Origin of the sequence: Vibrio navarrensis, from assembly GCF_015767675.1 — a bacterium.
Lineage (GTDB): Bacteria > Pseudomonadota > Gammaproteobacteria > Enterobacterales > Vibrionaceae > Vibrio.
This window is the reverse complement of the sequence record NZ_CP065217.1, coordinates 2,910,915-2,927,388: the sequence shown is the minus strand read 5'-3', so window position 1 is coordinate 2,927,388 and position 16,474 is coordinate 2,910,915. Positions and strand designations below refer to the sequence as shown.

Here is a 16,474-nt window from a genome sequence, read left to right as displayed (position 1 = left end):
ACACATTTAGTAGCGGGGGGAGACTCCCGCTACATGATGTTGGTCTGGATACCCTTTTGTTGGCAGAAGGGTATCCAGACCAATGCAATTTCCGACAATTCAGTTTGCACACTGGCTGCTGCAAGCTTCTGACATAAGTGAATCTCATTTTGACTGATTTTGCTGAGCGACTCGAGTTAGTTGCACGAAACCCTGAAGTGTTCAAACAGTTTGGCCGCGGTGTGGAAAGAGAAACGCTGCGTTACAGTCAGCAAGGGCGAATTGCCACTACGCCGCACCCCCAAGGGCTCGGCTCTGCCTTCACCAACCAATGGATCACCACCGACTTTGCCGAGTCGTTATTGGAGTTCATCACACCCGTGTCGCATGACATTGATGAGCTGATGAATCAGCTTAGCGACATTCACCACTTCACCCAGACGAAACTTGGTGATGAGAAGATGTGGCCGATGTCGATGCCTTGCTATGTGGAGAACGAAGATCAGATAGCGCTGGCACAATACGGGACTTCCAATGCAGCCAAAATGAAGACGCTTTATCGCGAAGGTCTGAAACGTCGCTATGGCAGCCTGATGCAGATTATTTCTGGAGTCCATTTTAACTTCTCATTCCCGGAGATTTTCTGGGATGCGCTGTATGGCGAGCAAGAGGACGCAGAGCGTCAAGAGAGCAAATCGGCGGCCTATTTTGCCCTGATCCGCAACTACTACCGTTTTGGTTGGCTGATCCCCTATTTCTTTGGTTCTTCACCAGCCATGTGTTCATCGTTTTTGCAAGGTCGTAAAACCACATTACCGTTCGAGTACATCGGCAAAACGCTGTACTTGCCGCACGCCACGTCTCTGCGCTTAAGTGATTTGGGTTATACCAACAGTGCGCAAAGTGGCTTGAAAATTGGTTTTAACAGCATTGAAGAATACCTCGATGGGCTAGGGAGAGCGATTCGTACTCCGTCTGCTGAGTTCGCGGAATTGGGCGTGAAAGTTGATGGCGAATATCGTCAATTGAACAGCAATGTGCTGCAAATTGAAAATGAGTTGTACGCACCGATTCGACCTAAACGGGTTACGCGTGCGGGAGAAAAACCGTCAGAGGCGTTAGCGCGTGGCGGAGTCGAGTACATTGAAGTACGCTCGTTGGATGTCAACCCATTTAGCCCGGTGGGCGTCACTGAGGAACAAGTGCGCTTCTTGGATCTCTTCCTCACTTGGGCGGCGCTGACCGACTCTGATCCGATGGACAGCTGCGAGCTGGCGTGCTGGCGTGAGAACTGGAACAAAGTGGTGACCTCTGGGCGTCAGTATGGTTTGGAGCTGCAAATTGGTTGCAAAGGAGAGAAACTCACTTTGCAAACTTGGGCTCATCGCGTGTTTGCCGAGTTGCGCCTCGTGGCGGAAGTGATGGACAGCGCGCTTGGTACGCAAGCTTACCGTTCGGTGTGTCACTCATTAGAAACTTGGATTGAGCATCCTGAACGTACCCTCTCTGCACAGCTACTGGATCTTATTCAGCTGCAGGGCGGTTTAGGCAGCACCGGATGTGCCTTGGGCAATGCGTATCGCGAAAGCAATTTGGCTCATGAGTATCACCATTTTACTCAGCAGCAGATGGAACAAGAGGTACTCGAATCGCGCCGCAAACAGCAAGAGGCTGAACAAGCCGATGAACAGGATTTTGATGCTTTCCTCGATGCCTATTTTGCCTACCTTAAATAGTTTTAGCCGCACCAGGAGTACGAAAGTGCGAGCGTTGGGATTCGTTGTGCTTGGGCTGATGACAGGATGCGCGACCACACCGCCGACTCAGCAAAGCAATCTGTGTGATATCTTTCGGCAAAAGCCGGGCTGGTATGAAGATGCGCTGGAGATGGAAAAAGAGTGGGGCACACCTATTCACGTTGCGATGGCGTTTGTCAAACAGGAAAGTGCTTTTCGCCACGACGCGCGGCCAGCTAAAGATTATCTACTGGGCTTTATTCCTTGGGGACATGTGAGCAGTGCCTATGGTTATGCTCAGGCGCAAGATCCGGCTTGGGAAGACTTTCAGCAAGCGACAGGGCACGGTGGTTCGCGCACCAATTTCGACGATTCTTTGATGTTTATTGGTTGGTACACCAGTGAAACGCGCAAGCAACTAGGCATTTCACTGTGGGATCCGTATCATCAATATTTGGCGTATCATGAAGGGCGTGGTGGTTTTAAGCGCAATACGCATAAGAAGAAGCCCGCACTGCTGCAGGTGGCACGCAAAGTAGAGCAACAAGCGAAAGAGTATGGCTGGCAACTGAAACAGTGTCGCCAGGAGTTGGAAGATAACCGAAGCTGGCTTTTTTAGAGTTTAAGTAAGCCAGTCACGTCCTTCATGCAATGTAGGGACGATGCAATCAGGAGAGATGCAATGCCGTTATTAGATAGTTTTACCGTCGATCACACGAGAATGCAGGCACCGGCCGTGCGTGTTGCCAAAACCATGCAAACGCCAAAAGGCGACACCATTACCGTGTTTGATTTGCGTTTTACTGTGCCAAACCAAGACATTTTGTCGGAAAAAGGGATCCACACCTTAGAGCATTTGTATGCTGGCTTTATGCGCAAGCACCTCAATGGAGAGAGTGTAGAGATCATCGACATTTCGCCAATGGGGTGTCGCACTGGTTTTTACATGAGCCTGATTGGTGCGCCGACAGAGCAAAGCGTTGCTGCTGCGTGGCAAGCGTCGATGGAAGATGTACTGAAAGTGGAAAGCCAGAACAAGATCCCAGAGCTGAACGAGTACCAATGCGGTACGGCGGCGATGCACTCGCTGGAAGAGGCAAAACAGATCGCCAGCAACATTCTCGCCGCGGGTATCTCAGTCAATAAAAACGACGACTTAGCATTGCCAGCAGAGATGCTCAAAGAGTTGAAAGTCGACTAGTTCGCTTTGAGTTAAGAGACAAAGTATAAGGCCCAGAGTATCACTGTGGGCCTTATACTTTGGTGTTGCGAAAAACAAAACTTAACTGCTTTTTCGTTTGCGTTTAGGGAAGACTTTCACCAGCTTAATCCGGTTTTCTTCCAGTGCGACGATTTCCATCGGATGTCCGGCAACCCGCACGCTGAGGTGGCTTTCGGGGATCTCTTCCAAATGCTCAAGGATCAGGCCGTTGAGTGTGCGTGGGCCATCGGTAGGCAGTTTCCACTTCAGCCCTTTGTTGATATCACGAATATTGGTTGCCCCTTCAATGAGAAAACTACCATCGTTTTGCGGGGTGATTTCGTCAGACAGGCTAGGCGCAATCGAGGTCGTGAACTCGCCAACAATCTCCTCGAGAATATCTTCTAAAGTCACTAGCCCGATGATGTCGCCATACTCGTCAACAATCAGGCCAATACGCTGTTTGTTACGCTGAAATTTGAGTAACTGTACGTTCAGTGGTGTGCTTTCAGGGATGAAATAGACCTCGTCAGCGGCGCGCAGCAACGTCTCTTTATTGAACTCGTTCTTTTCTAGCATCAAGCGGTAGGCTTCACGCAGGCGCAGCATACCGACCGCTTCATCAATTTTATCGCGGTACAGCACAATGCGTCCGTGAGGAGAATGCGTCAGTTGGCGTACGATTGACTTCCAATCGTCATTGATATCAATGCCCGTGATCTCGTTGCGCGGCACCATGATGTCGTTCACCGTGACATGTTCAAGGTCCAAAATAGAGACCAGCATGTCTTGGTGACGACGTGGAATGAGATTACCGGCTTCATTCACCACTGTGCGCAGCTCTTCGGAACTTAAGTGATCTTCACCGTTATGCTTTGCCTTGAGGCCGAGCAAACGGATAAAACCGTTGGTAATAAAATTCACCAACAGCACCAGCGGTGAGAGGATTTTCATTAACAGTAGCAAGAGTACGCTACTGGCATAGGAGACACGTTCAGGGTAGAGCGCAGCTACGGTTTTTGGTGTCACTTCGGCGAAGACTAGCACCACCAAGGTTAACACCCCTGTGGCGATAGCAACCCCAAGATCGCCATACAAACGCATACCAAGAATGGTGGCGATGGCCGATGCAAGAATATTGACGAGGTTGTTACCAATCAGGATCAGACCAATAAGGCGGTCAGGTCGGCTTAGGAGCTTTTCTACTCGTTTCGCTCCTTTATGTCCGGTATTGGCAAGGTGCTTTAACCGATAGCGGTTCAGTGACATCATCCCTGTTTCTGAACCGGAAAAGTATCCCGAAATGACGATAAGACACGCGAGTAGCGCAAATAAGATACCCGTAGATATGTCGTCCAAAACTCAATATTTCCTTTTGGTTGGCTTGATTAATTAATGACTGAACCCGTTTCTAGTGTCAACGTCGCACAAAAGATTTTACGTTTGCTTGTCAAAAGTGGCGTCACGTCTATCTCAGAATAATCTCTTTCACAAAGCGGCTACCAAAATAAGCCAGTGTCAGCAGTGTTGCACCCGCCACGGCAAACCAAGTGACTTTTTTCCCGCGCCAGCCCCGCTGGTAGTGCCCCCACAATAAAATCGAGTAGACAATCCAAGCAATAAAGGAGAGCACCGCTTTGTGTGCTTTCCCTTGGGCAAACATATCTTGCACAAACACAAATCCGGTGATGAGTGTCAGTGTGAGGAGAAGATTGCCGATCAGAATAATTTTGAATAAATGACGTTCTACCAACATTAAGGGCGGTAAATTGGGATTGATCGCCAAAGCTTTCTTGGTTTTCAATTTGTGATCGAGCCAAGCCAACTGTAACGCATACAAGGCTCCGATGGTTAGCGTTGCGTAAGAAAACAGCGCCAGAGAAATATGAACCAGCAACTTGGGGTCATTTTCTAGATGTTTGATAAAAGTGCTGGGCAAAAACGTCGCGGCAGAGAGATTGATGGCCGCAAAACTGTAGACCACAGGCAACAAAAACCACAGGCGGTTTTTGAGCATCGCCGCACTCATCACCAGCGAGATGAGGAAACTAATCAGAGACGCCACGTTCAAAATGCTGAGATTTTGTCCGTAACCTTCGAAAATCAGATCGCTCAACAGCCAAGCGTGAAAACAGAGCGCTAAAACCGCGCTCACCAGCACCGTCTTGGCTTTTATCCCCGTTTGGTGGTAAAGCCCGGGCACTATGGTCGCAATCGCTAATCCATAAAGAATCGTCGCACCGATGGCAATTATGCTGTCCATATATCCGAAAGTTGGCAAAAAGAATGGGGCAAGTATACCTTGCAACTTGGTTTGGGGCTACGTTCAATCATCAACAATGGTGAGAGTTGAGATATTGAAATTAATAACTTACCCCCAATAGTGTGGATTAGAGCGGTTTCGCGGGTATCTCTAGACGATCGGCTAAGGTATACTCACGACAATTTATCGCCGGATTAAGCGAAGAGATAAGCATGTTTGAGAATTTAACGGATCGATTATCCAAAACGCTGAAGAATATCAGCGGCAAAGGTCGTCTGACAGAAGACAATATCAAAGATACCTTACGTGAAGTGCGCATGGCCCTGCTGGAAGCGGATGTCGCTTTGCCCGTGGTGCGTGAATTTGTTGCACGCGTGAAAGAAAAAGCGGTTGGAGTGGAAGTGTCGAAATCACTCACTCCAGGGCAAGAGTTTATCAAGATCGTGCAAGGTGAGCTTGAGGCGGTGATGGGCGAATCGAACGAAGCGCTTAATCTTGCTGCTCAGCCTCCTGCCGTGATTTTAATGGCTGGTTTGCAAGGTGCCGGTAAAACCACCTCGGTTGGTAAATTATCTAAGCTATTAAAAGAGCGCGATAAAAAGAAAGTCTTGGTTGTCTCTGCCGACGTTTACCGCCCTGCGGCGATCAAACAGCTTGAAACCTTGGCAAGTGACATCGGTGTCGATTTCTTTCCATCGTCAGCCGATCAAAAACCGCTTGATATCGCCAATGCCGCAATTGATCACGCGAAGAAAAAATTCTTTGATGTATTGATTGTCGATACCGCTGGCCGTCTAGCGATTGATGAAGCCATGATGGCGGAAATTCAGCAACTTCATTCAGCCATCAAGCCGGTCGAAACCTTGTTTGTGGTTGATGCCATGACGGGTCAAGACGCAGCCAATACCGCGAAAGCCTTCGGTGATGCCCTGCCATTAACCGGTGTGATCCTGACTAAAGTGGATGGTGATGCTCGCGGCGGTGCGGCGCTCTCTGTGCGCCATATTACTGGTAAGCCAATTAAGTTCTTGGGTGTGGGTGAAAAAACCGACGCGCTAGAGCCTTTCCATCCTGATCGTGTGGCGTCACGCATTCTTGGTATGGGCGACGTATTGTCGCTGATTGAAGATCTGCAGCGTAATGTCGACCATGAAAAAGCGCAAAAGCTTGCTCAGAAGTTCAAAGAGAAGAAAGGCTTTGATCTAGAAGATTTCCGCGAGCAGCTTGGGCAGATGCAAAACATGGGCGGTATGATGGGCATGCTCGACAAATTGCCGGGCATGTCGCAACTGCCTTCGGACATCAAAGACAAAGTCGATGACAAGATGTTCAAGCAGATGGAAGCCATCATTAACTCGATGACAATGAAAGAGCGACAAAATCCTGATCTGATCAAAGGCTCGCGTAAGAAGCGTATCGCGGCGGGTTCTGGTACTCAGGTGCAAGATGTTAATCGTCTTCTTAAGCAATTTACCCAAATGCAGAAGATGATGAAGAAAATGCAAAAAGGCGGCATCAAAGGCATGATGCGCAATATGCAGGGCATGATGGGTGGCATGGGCGGCGGTGGTTTCAATCCGTTCGGCCGCTAAACCACGCCGAGTTCTAGCGCTTTGTGCGCTAGAACCCAAACACTGCTCGACCTCTCCCCCCTCATCTATCAACCTGTTATCTTCATCACAAACTTGAATTGCAACTTATGTTGGCGAAAAAATGGCTATTCCCCTTGCATTGATTCGCAATAAGAGTAAAATTCCGGAGCTTTATTTTGGCACGAGACCCCAAACTGTTTAGTGATAGATGGTTTCTGGGGTTAATTTTATTTTTGAGAAAGCAAAGAGGACGACATGGTAACCATTCGTTTGGCACGTCACGGCGCGAAAAAGCGTCCATTCTATCAAATCGTAGTAGCGGACAGCCGCAATGTTGCAACTGGCCGTTTCATCGAGAAAGTGGGTTTCTTTAACCCAACTGCACAAGGTCAAGAAGAAGGTCTACGTATCGACCTAGATCGCGTTAACCACTGGGTTGGTCAAGGCGCGTCTCTATCTGACCGCGTTGCTAAGCTAGTTAAAGACGCTCAAAAAGCGGCTTAATTTAGAAACTAGTTATGTCGATGAAAGGTAAAGAAACAATGAGTGAAGAACGAATTGTAGTTGGTAAATTTGGTTCTACTTACGGCATTCGTGGTTGGCTCAAGGTTTTTTCCTACACAGACAATGCCGAAAGCTTATTTGATTACAGCCCTTGGTATATTAACCAAAAAGGTGTGTGGGTCGAGTATAAGGTCGAAAGCTGGAAACGCCATAACAAAGGTATGGTGGTAAAGCTGGACGGTATTGATGTGCGTGAAGATGCGCATCTGCTGACTAACCTTGAAATCTCCATTGACCCTGCTGTATTGCCAGAATTGTCAGAAGATGAGTTCTACTGGCGAGAATTGTTTGGAATGAACGTAGTAACCACACAAGGTTACGATCTGGGTGTCGTGACTGACATGCTGGAAACGGGTTCCAACGATGTTCTGGTGGTCAAAGCAAATCTAAAAGATGCTTTTGGGCAGAAGGAACGATTAATTCCGTTCCTTGAAGAGCAAGTGATCATTAACGTTGATCGCCAAGCTCAACGGATCGAAGTTGACTGGGATCCTGGATTCTAAGCTCCAAAACCTCAGAGCGAGATAGACATGTGGGTTGGCATTATTAGCCTATTTCCTGAAATGTTCCGTTCTGTTACCGATTTTGGAGTAACAGGTCAAGCGGTTAAGAAAGGTCTACTGTCGATTGAGACATGGAATCCTCGCGATTTCACTCACGACAAACATCGTACTGTTGATGATAGACCTTACGGTGGCGGCCCCGGTATGTTGATGATGGTTCAGCCTTTGCGCGATGCCATTCACGCAGCCAAACAAGCCTCACCGGGTAAGACGAAAGTCATTTATCTCTCTCCTCAAGGTCGCAAGCTCGACCAAAGAGGCGTAGAAGAACTGGCAACCAATCAGAACATGTTACTGATTTGTGGCCGATACGAAGGGGTAGATGAGCGCATCATTCAATCTGAAGTTGACGAAGAATGGTCAATTGGTGATTTTGTAATGACGGGTGGTGAACTGCCAGCCATGACGTTAATTGACGCAGTGTCTCGGTTTATTCCGGGCGTACTGGGGGATTTTGCGTCAGCGGAAGAGGACTCTTTCGCCAATGGCTTGTTAGATTGCCCTCACTATACGCGTCCTGAAGTGTTGGATGACAAAGAAGTACCTGCGGTGCTGATGTCAGGCAACCACAAGGAAATTCGTCGCTGGCGACTGAAACAGTCGTTAGGCCGTACCTGGCAAAGAAGACCAGAGCTCCTGGAAAACCTAGCTCTGACTGACGAACAGGAACAATTACTTGCCGAGTTTATTGAAGAAACTCACTCTAAGCGTAAGTAACCTATTTAATTTAGTATCAGTTTATTCTAGGAAATTTTAAAAATGAGTAACATCATCAAAGCTCTTGAGCAAGAGCAAATGAAGCAAGATCTACCTAAATTTGCACCAGGTGACACTGTTGTTGTTCAAGTTAAGGTAAAAGAAGGTGATCGTGAGCGTCTACAGGCTTTTGAAGGCATCGTAATCGCAATCCGTAACCGTGGTCTACACTCTGCATTCACTGTACGTAAGATTTCTAACGGTGAAGGTGTTGAGCGTACGTTCCAAACTCACTCTCCAGTAGTTGCTAGCATTGAAGTGAAACGCCGCGGTGCAGTACGTCGTGCCAAACTGTACTACCTACGCGACCTATCTGGTAAAGCTGCTCGTATCAAAGAGAAGCTTACTAAGAAGTAATGCTAGAACTCGCGTTCTCATAGTAAAAAGCGGAGCCAGTAGGCTCCGCTTTTTGTATCACTTAAACTGCACAGTTGGCGAAAGGGTTCGGCTTGCTGCCTAGAGTAAAATGGTAAAAACGACCAAATAAAAAAGGTTGACGTGTTACCATCAACCCTCTTCAATCCCTAGCACCTAGCACCTAGCACCTAGCACCTAGCACCTAGCACCTAGCACCTAGCACCTAGCACCTAGCACCTAGCACCTAGCACCTAGCACCTAGCACCTAGCACCTAGCACCTAGCCACCTCGCTTAGAACTGCTCTTCCGACCAACCATCACTATCAGACATATCCGGCGCGCCCGGGATAGTGTTCTCTTCATCGGCCCATTCACCAAAATCGATCATTTGGCATTTTTTACTGCAAAACGGGCGATGTGGGCTTTGCTCGCCCCATTCCACTTCCGTGGCACATTGAGGGCATTTAACTATGGTGATTTTTTTCATAGAGATAGAACCGTAAAACGAATGGATTTGCGAACAACAAATAGTAACGCAAGGCGAAATGAAAATAATGAAAAGCGTGAACCTTAACTGCAAACCGCCAAATCAAAACTAACGTCTTGGCTACAGGCTTGACCAGTTTCAAAGCTAATGAACTTGATGGCAAAGCGATTTTTATGTCCGGAAATCATCGGATAAACACCAAACTCCATTGGGATATGCAAGCGAAGGATGTTCGCTTCTTCAGCATCACTTTGGAAAAAACCATTGCGTGCAATCTGGCTTCTGAAATAGCCTGTTTCCCGAGTCAGTTTCAGCCATAAAAGCAGTGCGTCAGAGAGCGGTTGTAGACTATTGAGCCACTTTTGCGCGTCGTACTTTTTACGCTCTAGTGGCAAATGCAGCCAATAATGCAAAGCGGGCAAGTCAAAGCAGCAAGAGCCGCCGGGTAGGCTAAAACGTTGGCGAATCGAACTGAGAAAGCGATCTTCTTTGAGTGATTGGCCAAAACGCTCCGCATGCATCAAAGCGCTGTGAGTGCGATCGGCTTCGTTGAGCAGAGAACGCAGGGTGGCTTGATCCACGCCGTCGACATCTAACCAGCTGCGATACAACAGCCGCTGCTTTTCAATATCTTTAGCCAGTTCGCTTTTGAGTTGAATCTGTTCGAAAATCTCCAATAAATCGAAGATCGAACGGAAAAAAAGCTGGTACTGATGATTTTCCGCAAAACAGGAAGCCACGTGAGCCTGCCTTAAGAGTGACTCTACTCTCAAGTAAATACGCGTCTTTTCATTTAATGGATGTTCGAATTTGTGCGTGGTCATCTAACTGGCCTGTAAACGTTTCTCACTTATTTTCACCGATTTTGCTGGCTCATGGCTAGGTACTTTTGATGTAAATTTGTGACTTGCAGCAAAAGATCTTGGTCTGTTGTGCTATTTTTAATCACATCATTCGCGATGGCGAGACGTTCACGGCGGTTGGCTTGAGACTGGAGGATCGCTTTGACCTGCGTTTCCTCCACGCCATCACGACGCATTGCGCGTTCAATTTGCGTTTGCTCATCGACATCCACGACTAACACACGATCGCACAAGCTTTGCAGTTGGTTTTCCACCAGTAAGGGAACCACCAACAGAGCGTAAGTCGATTGCACGCTGCGCAAGTCATCAATCATCTTTTGCCGAATCAATGGATGAAGCAATTGATTTAACCACTGCTTCTCTTCAGGGTGAGAGAAAATCCGTTCGCGTAATTTGGCGCGATTTAAACGGCCATCGGGCAAAAGTATTTCTGCGCCGAAATGGTCAACAATTGCGAAAAGCCCCGGCGTGTCAGGTTCGACAACCTGACGAGCGACCACATCGGCATCAACAATATCAATCGAGAAATGGTGATGAAAAAGGTTGGCCACGGTTGTTTTGCCACTGGCGATACCGCCTGTTAAACCGACGACAAACGCCATGTTATGCCCCCATCATTACGCTGAAATACCAACTCATTAACGATTCGCCCCACATTAATGCGACCCAGCCGGCGATGGCGAGATAGGGGCCAAAAGGAAACGCTTTTTCGATGCCCTGTTTTTGTAAGCGAAGTTGGATCAGGCCAAAGATTAGCCCTACCACCGAAGAGAGCAAAATGATCATCAGAAGTGATTGCCAGCCTAGCCAAGCGCCGAGCGCGGCCAATAACTTAAAATCGCCATACCCCATGCCTTCTTTCCCTGTCATCAGACGGAAAAGGTGATAGACAGACCAAAGGCAGAGATAGCCTGCCATGGCGCCAATCACCGAATTTTGCAAAGAGACAGGGCTGATTTCCAGCAGCGCAAGGGCAATACCGGACCAAGTTAAAGGCAGGGTCAGTTGATCTGGCAATAGCATGGTATCGAGATCGATAAAGGTCGCAGCGATCAAGGTAAAGGTGAAAAACAGCAGTGCCAGCGAGTAAAGGCTGTAGCCAAATTTCCACGCCACCAAGGCGCATAGGGTTGCACTGAGCAGCTCAACCGCAGGATAGCGGCCACTGATCTTACTTTGACACTGATGACAGCGCCCTTTGAGCCAAAACCAACTCAGCAGCGGAATGTTATCGCGGATACGAATTGGAGTATGGCACGTCGGGCAAGTGGAACGCGGCGTGCTGAGGGAGAGCGTTTCCTTCGGCGCGGGGATGGCGTATTGAGGAAAGGCCTCGGCACATTCCCGTTGCCACTCCAGTTCCATCATTTTCGGCAAGCGATAAATAACCACGTTGAGAAAGCTACCGACAATCAAGCCAAATAACGCCGCTAGGCCAACATACAGCCAAGGATAGTAGTGCAATGCATCCATAAAAATTGGGTCTCGTGTCGCCACTTTGCTGCTGGCAACAATCAATGATTGAAATATTGACCAATAAAAGGCGACGATGGGTGCAACACTGCTAAAGCAGCACGACACACAGTGTCAAGCACTTGGTCAGAAAGGCATATTAGCCCATAACACTCATTAAGTTAAATATTGGTAGGTACATGGCCGCGACCAAACCGCCGACCACCACGCCCAGAAAAACGATGATCAGCGGTTCAAGGATCTTACCGAGGTTGTCTACGGTGTTGTCCACCTCGAACTCATAGATGGTCGCTATTCTATTGAGCATATCGTCGAGACGCCCCGACTCTTCACCGATCATCACCATTTGCAGCACCAGTTCGGGAAAGGCGTTGCTGTTGCGCATCGCAATGTACATCGGCATCCCTGCGGCGGTGTCGCGATAAACACTTTCAATCGCGTATTGATAGTGCAGATTGCCTGACGTTTTGCTGGTGGTTTGTAAGCTGGTTAGAATCGGAATACCCGAGCTAAAACTGGTGGCTAATGTGCGGCTGAACTTGGCAATCGCCGCTTTGGAAAACACGCCACCGAGTACTGGTAGCCTTAAACTGAGACGGGAAAACTTCAGTTTAACCTGATCGGACTTTCGACTGATGCTGCGCAACAGATAAACGGCGCTGATAAGGGAGATAAAAAACCAACTGCTATAAGCTTGGACAAAGTCCGATAAATTGAGCACCTTCTGCGTAAACCAAGGCAGCTCTGCACCAAAGCCGACAAACATTTTGCGAAACTCGGGAATTACTTGCGTTAGCATCAGATAAGAGACGCCCAAGGCGACGAGCACCACCATGCAAGGATAAATCAATGCTTTGATCACTTTGGAACGCAGCTCTTCGCTTTTTTCTCGATAGAGTGCCAAGCGTTCAAATACCAGTGCAAGGTTGCCTGACTGCTCGCCTGTTGCGACCAAATCCGTGTATAGCCCGTCAAAGTGATGGCTGGCGGTTCGTAAGGCTTTGGACATTGGTGTGCCCGCTTCAATCGCTTTACTCACGTTGGTTAAAATGGACTTCATCTCCGCTTTGCGGTGGTTATCGGCGACCAGTTTTAGCGCTTGTAGGATCGGCACGCCAGTGGCGAGCATGGTCGAGATTTGGCGGGTGAAGACGGTGATATCGCGGCTTTTTACTCGGTGACTCATGCGGGTCAATATTGAGACGCTGGATTTTTTTATCTTACGGATCTTAATCTGCTGCGCATGCAGTTTGTCACGCACTTCGATTTCACTGATGGCTAACACATCACCTGACACTCTTTTGCCTGAGCTATTGATGCCTTTCCAGCGGTAATTTTTAATCTGCGTAGGCGCATTTACCTTCATGATCTCTCCTAGGCAAGTGGTTACAGGTAGAGCACGCGTTGCAGCTCTTCAATGCTGGTGATGCCTTGTTTGACTTTTTCCAGCCCGGATTCTCGAAGCGTCAGCATGCCATTTTTTCTGGCAAGCATTTCCAAGCTTTGTACTGAGGCTCCTTTAACCAGCGCCTCGGCCATCGCATCGTCAAAGGGCATCACTTCGTAGATGCCGACGCGCCCTGAATACCCTTGATTGCATTCGTTACATCCTTGAGGATTGGCGCGATACAGCCCATCCTGCTGGTTTAAACCCAGCTCTTGCAATGCAGGTGAAAGGTGTTGTGGCTGCTTGCAATGGCGACACAAACGACGCGCTAGGCGCTGAGCGATAATTAAGCTCAATGAAGAAGCGAGGTTGAAGCTGGCAATGCCCATGTTTGATAGGCGTACTATGGTCTCTGCGGCCGAGTTGGTATGTAGGGTGGATAGCACTAAATGCCCTGTTTGCGCGGCTTTAATGGCTATTTCGGCAGTTTCTAAATCACGAATTTCACCGACCATGACAATATCGGGGTCTTGACGTAAAAATGAGCGCAGCGCCTGCGCAAAGCCAAAGCCGATTTTTGGCTGTACTTGCACTTGGTTAATGCCGGGCAAGTTAATCTCTACCGGATCTTCGGCGGTAGAGATGTTGACCTCAGGGCGATTGAGTAGGCTTAAACCGGTGTAGAGTGAAACGGTTTTGCCGCTGCCGGTTGGGCCCGTCATCAAGATCATCCCTTGAGGTTTGCGCAGCGCGTTGAGATAGAGCTGCTTTTGCGTTTCGCTGTAGCCGAGCTTATCAATGTCTAAGTTGCTGCTGGAACTGTCGAGCAGACGCAGCACGATTTTTTCGCCAAACAGTGTCGGTAGGGTAGAAACGCGCATATCAATCGCGGTGCTTTGGTTCAGTTTGAGTTTGATGCGCCCATCTTGCGGTAAACGCCGCTCGGCGATATCCAGCTTGGCGAGAATCTTAAGCCGTGCGGAGAGTCGACGGCTCAAGTGACTCGGTGGTTGCTGCACTTCGACCAAAATACCATCGCAGCGCAAACGCACGCGATACATCGCTTCATAGGGTTCAAAGTGAATGTCGGATGCGCCTTTACGCACCGCATCGAGTAAGATCTGGTTGATAAAACGGCTGACAGGGGAGCTGTCTTGGCTGAGATCTTCAATATTATCGACTTCATCGGCTGCCACATTGACTAAGTTGGCTAGCTCATCTTGGTGGATCTCTTTCAATCCTGAGCGGTTATCTTGAGCAAGCGTGCGGCCATATAGGCGACGTATTGCCCCTTGCAGTTGCTTAACATCGGCCAAGACCATTTCCACTTGCAGCCCTGTGGCAAAGCGAAAGTCATCTTCGGCCTGTAAATTGGTTGGGTCGGCACTGGCGAGAATTAGCGCTGAGCGATTTTTTTGTAGCGGCAGGGCTTGGTGGCGGGTGATAAGCTCGCGCAACCCCAGTTGGTTGCACACGCTTTGGTAGTCATAGTGGCTAAGCTCGACGGGCGGCAAGCCAAACAGCGCGCTGAGATGTTCAGTCAGTTCTTCGGCTTGGAAAAAGCCCAGTTGCAACAACACCTCCGGTGCACTGGCACCGGAAGCATTGAGATGTTCCAAACAGGCTTGCTCTTGCGTTGAGCTAAGTAAATTAGATTGACGAAGGATAATTACAAGATTGTTAGTCATTGTTTTATCAAGAACAACCTTTAGGTTTTGTCTCAGAAGTTACTGCTGAAGCAGAGTTGGCAGTAATTGCGCAAACCCATCCTGTCGAAGACTTAGCATATTTGATAACAGCGGTATTAACTGAAGAGTTATCAAAAGTGAAAGTTGCAGATGCAGTGCTCACCGTTAGATCTGTTAGTGCTAAATCACCCAATCCACTCATTGTTTGAGTCGCACCGATATCGGCTAAAGTCATTCCAACATAAGTGCCTTTTTCTTGATGAAACATGTCGATATTTGTTAGTAGATTTCTGACGGTGGCGGAACCAGCAGCTAGTTCACTTTTTGTTACATAGCTTTTATATGCGGGCATGGCGACTGCCGTTAATACCCCAATAATTGCCACCACTATCATTAATTCAATCAGGGTAAAGCCCTGCTGTTTTGTTACTCGATTATGTTGTTTCATGTCGTTTCCTTGAATTCGGTTTAACCATGCTGCGTGAGCATGTTGAGCAGATTATGCAAGGTGTTGAATTGTTGGAATATCGACGCGACGACATCGCGAGTGAGCTAAAACTCTTTCATCGCCAATTACATACGATTAGCAAGGTTTTGCGAGTGGGTTAAGGTTTTAAAACGAAAAAGGGGCCGTTGGCCCCTTATAAGTAATAGCTTTGTTAACTACTTGAAACGCATGGATAAATCCATCGCCTTAATATGCTTGGTCAGCGCACCGACGGAGATGTAGTCCACGCCCGTTTCGGCATACTCGCAAATGGTGTCTAGCGTGACGTTGCCAGAGTTTTCCAGCGCTGCGCGGCCAGCGTTAATGGCCACCGCTTCTCGCATCATCTCAATGGTGAAGTTGTCGAGCATGATGATGTCGGCGCCCGCTTCAATCGCTTGGCGCAGTTCATCGAGATTTTCGGTTTCGACTTCCACCGGTTTGCCGGGGTTAAGCTCTTTGGCTTTGGAGATGGCTTGAGTAATGCCGCCGCAGGCAATGATATGGTTTTCTTTGATCAGATAGGCGTCAAAAACGCCGATACGATGATTAAAACCGCCGCCACACGCCACCGCGTATTTGAGCGCGCTGCGCAGCCCCGGAATGGTTTTGCGTGTATCAAGCAGTCGACACTGTGTATGAGCAATTTTTGCCGCGTACTGGGCGGTCACGGTCGCGCAGCCTGACAGGGTTTGGATAAAGTTCATCGCATTGCGCTCGCCGGTCAGAAGGTCGCGCGCAGGGCCTGTGAGCGTGCATAGGGTTTGGTTCGGCTCGACACGATCGCCATCCTTGACATGCCATTCGATCGTCACACGTCCGCCAAGTTGCTTGAACACTTCATCGGCCCATGCTTGACCACAAAAAACACCGTGCTCGCGGGTAATGATGGTGGCGCTGTTGATCGCATCGGCTGGGATAAGAGAGGCGGTGATGTCGTTGGCCGCATCCAAACTGCCACCGAGATCTTCTTTTAAGGTATCGGTAACCGAGCGGGTAATTTCCAGAGGAAGCTGCTGCTGCAAATAGTCAAGGCGTTGTTGGCTGTTATGTCTGTTGTTCATCGCAAATCTTATCT

18 protein-coding genes are annotated in these 16,474 nt (G+C 48.6%); 8 read left to right on the top strand and 10 right to left on the bottom strand.

Annotation, left to right across the window (positions count from 1 at the left end; translation table 11 throughout):
- Positions 1-149: 149 nt before the first annotated feature.
- The 3 genes from gshA to luxS all read left to right on the top strand — a co-directional run bounded on the left by gshA (position 150) and on the right by luxS (position 2,916).
- Complete coding sequence (gene gshA / locus I3X05_RS13720; protein WP_337970803.1) at positions 150-1,715, top strand: glutamate--cysteine ligase; 1,566 nt, start codon at positions 150-152, stop codon at positions 1,713-1,715.
- 58 nt (positions 1,716-1,773) lie between these two features.
- A complete protein-coding gene (locus I3X05_RS13715; RefSeq protein ID WP_171816740.1) occupies positions 1,774-2,334 on the top strand; it encodes a hypothetical protein in 561 nt (186 codons plus the stop codon).
- 63 nt (positions 2,335-2,397) lie between these two features.
- Positions 2,398-2,916, top strand: a complete 519-nt coding sequence (gene luxS, locus I3X05_RS13710) for an S-ribosylhomocysteine lyase (protein ID WP_039430460.1) — start codon at positions 2,398-2,400, stop codon at positions 2,914-2,916.
- Between the two features lie 81 nt (positions 2,917-2,997).
- On the opposite strand, the gene I3X05_RS13705 is transcribed toward luxS, so the two are convergent.
- Positions 2,998-4,275: an HlyC/CorC family transporter gene (locus I3X05_RS13705; protein ID WP_039437916.1), complete on the bottom strand. Its 1,278-nt coding sequence runs from the start codon at positions 4,273-4,275 to the stop codon at positions 2,998-3,000.
- A gap of 109 nt (positions 4,276-4,384) precedes the next feature.
- Positions 4,385-5,179, bottom strand: coding sequence for a cytochrome C assembly family protein (locus tag I3X05_RS13700; protein WP_045571214.1), 795 nt, complete (start codon positions 5,177-5,179; stop codon positions 4,385-4,387).
- Between the two features lie 212 nt (positions 5,180-5,391).
- Between I3X05_RS13700 and ffh the strand changes: the two genes are divergently transcribed.
- From ffh to rplS, 5 genes are all read left to right on the top strand, one after another.
- Positions 5,392-6,771: a signal recognition particle protein gene (ffh, locus tag I3X05_RS13695; RefSeq protein WP_045571213.1), complete on the top strand. Its 1,380-nt coding sequence runs from the start codon at positions 5,392-5,394 to the stop codon at positions 6,769-6,771.
- 255 nt (positions 6,772-7,026) lie between these two features.
- On the top strand, positions 7,027-7,275 hold the full coding sequence (rpsP, locus tag I3X05_RS13690) for a 30S ribosomal protein S16 (protein ID WP_011079541.1): 249 nt from the start codon (positions 7,027-7,029) through the stop codon (positions 7,273-7,275).
- Between the two features lie 14 nt (positions 7,276-7,289).
- A complete protein-coding gene (gene rimM, locus I3X05_RS13685; RefSeq protein ID WP_045571212.1) occupies positions 7,290-7,838 on the top strand; it encodes a ribosome maturation factor RimM in 549 nt (182 codons plus the stop codon).
- Positions 7,839-7,865: 27 nt separating this feature from the next.
- Complete coding sequence (gene trmD, locus I3X05_RS13680; RefSeq protein WP_045571211.1) at positions 7,866-8,615, top strand: tRNA (guanosine(37)-N1)-methyltransferase TrmD; 750 nt, start codon at positions 7,866-7,868, stop codon at positions 8,613-8,615.
- Between the two features lie 42 nt (positions 8,616-8,657).
- Positions 8,658-9,011, top strand: coding sequence for a 50S ribosomal protein L19 (gene rplS, locus I3X05_RS13675; protein WP_045571210.1), 354 nt, complete (start codon positions 8,658-8,660; stop codon positions 9,009-9,011).
- A 292-nt stretch (positions 9,012-9,303) separates the two neighbouring features.
- Here rplS and yacG read toward each other — a convergent pair whose 3' ends face one another.
- The 8 genes from yacG to nadC form a co-directional block, all read right to left on the bottom strand.
- A complete protein-coding gene (yacG, locus tag I3X05_RS13670) occupies positions 9,304-9,498 on the bottom strand; it encodes a DNA gyrase inhibitor YacG (RefSeq protein ID WP_045571209.1) in 195 nt (64 codons plus the stop codon).
- Positions 9,499-9,581: 83 nt separating this feature from the next.
- Positions 9,582-10,322 (bottom strand): cell division protein ZapD, encoded by a 741-nt coding sequence (zapD, locus tag I3X05_RS13665; protein WP_045571208.1) that lies wholly within the window; start codon positions 10,320-10,322, stop codon positions 9,582-9,584.
- Positions 10,323-10,354: 32 nt separating this feature from the next.
- Positions 10,355-10,963 (bottom strand): dephospho-CoA kinase, encoded by a 609-nt coding sequence (gene coaE / locus I3X05_RS13660; RefSeq protein ID WP_193167015.1) that lies wholly within the window; start codon positions 10,961-10,963, stop codon positions 10,355-10,357.
- 1 nt (position 10,964) lies between these two features.
- On the bottom strand, positions 10,965-11,834 hold the full coding sequence (locus tag I3X05_RS13655; protein ID WP_193157540.1) for a prepilin peptidase: 870 nt from the start codon (positions 11,832-11,834) through the stop codon (positions 10,965-10,967).
- Between the two features lie 139 nt (positions 11,835-11,973).
- Positions 11,974-13,200, bottom strand: coding sequence for a type II secretion system F family protein (locus I3X05_RS13650; protein ID WP_193185744.1), 1,227 nt, complete (start codon positions 13,198-13,200; stop codon positions 11,974-11,976).
- Between the two features lie 20 nt (positions 13,201-13,220).
- Complete coding sequence (gene pilB, locus I3X05_RS13645) at positions 13,221-14,909, bottom strand: type IV-A pilus assembly ATPase PilB (protein WP_337970802.1); 1,689 nt, start codon at positions 14,907-14,909, stop codon at positions 13,221-13,223.
- Between the two features lie 7 nt (positions 14,910-14,916).
- Positions 14,917-15,357, bottom strand: a complete 441-nt coding sequence (locus tag I3X05_RS13640) for a type IV pilin protein (RefSeq protein WP_045571203.1) — start codon at positions 15,355-15,357, stop codon at positions 14,917-14,919.
- A 215-nt stretch (positions 15,358-15,572) separates the two neighbouring features.
- Entirely contained in the window at positions 15,573-16,460 is an 888-nt protein-coding gene (gene nadC, locus I3X05_RS13635; protein WP_337970801.1) for a carboxylating nicotinate-nucleotide diphosphorylase, read from the bottom strand.
- Positions 16,461-16,474: the final 14 nt, after the last annotated feature.

Coding starts and splice junctions, on each gene's coding strand:
- I3X05_RS13715 (WP_171816740.1), top strand. CDS start 1,774: ATGACAGGATGCGCGACCACACCGCCGACTCAGCAAAGCAATCTGTGT.
- luxS (WP_039430460.1), top strand. CDS start 2,398: ATGCCGTTATTAGATAGTTTTACCGTCGATCACACGAGAATGCAGGCA.
- I3X05_RS13700 (WP_045571214.1), bottom strand. CDS start 5,179: ATGGACAGCATAATTGCCATCGGTGCGACGATTCTTTATGGATTAGCG.
- ffh (WP_045571213.1), top strand. CDS start 5,392: ATGTTTGAGAATTTAACGGATCGATTATCCAAAACGCTGAAGAATATC.
- rpsP (WP_011079541.1), top strand. CDS start 7,027: ATGGTAACCATTCGTTTGGCACGTCACGGCGCGAAAAAGCGTCCATTC.
- rimM (WP_045571212.1), top strand. CDS start 7,290: ATGTCGATGAAAGGTAAAGAAACAATGAGTGAAGAACGAATTGTAGTT.
- trmD (WP_045571211.1), top strand. CDS start 7,866: ATGTGGGTTGGCATTATTAGCCTATTTCCTGAAATGTTCCGTTCTGTT.
- rplS (WP_045571210.1), top strand. CDS start 8,658: ATGAGTAACATCATCAAAGCTCTTGAGCAAGAGCAAATGAAGCAAGAT.
- yacG (WP_045571209.1), bottom strand. CDS start 9,498: ATGAAAAAAATCACCATAGTTAAATGCCCTCAATGTGCCACGGAAGTG.
- zapD (WP_045571208.1), bottom strand. CDS start 10,322: ATGACCACGCACAAATTCGAACATCCATTAAATGAAAAGACGCGTATT.
- coaE (WP_193167015.1), bottom strand. CDS start 10,963: ATGGCGTTTGTCGTCGGTTTAACAGGCGGTATCGCCAGTGGCAAAACA.
- I3X05_RS13655 (WP_193157540.1), bottom strand. CDS start 11,834: ATGGATGCATTGCACTACTATCCTTGGCTGTATGTTGGCCTAGCGGCG.
- I3X05_RS13650 (WP_193185744.1), bottom strand. CDS start 13,200: ATGAAGGTAAATGCGCCTACGCAGATTAAAAATTACCGCTGGAAAGGC.
- pilB (WP_337970802.1), bottom strand. CDS start 14,909: ATGACTAACAATCTTGTAATTATCCTTCGTCAATCTAATTTACTTAGC.
- I3X05_RS13640 (WP_045571203.1), bottom strand. CDS start 15,357: ATGAAACAACATAATCGAGTAACAAAACAGCAGGGCTTTACCCTGATT.
- nadC (WP_337970801.1), bottom strand. CDS start 16,460: ATGAACAACAGACATAACAGCCAACAACGCCTTGACTATTTGCAGCAG.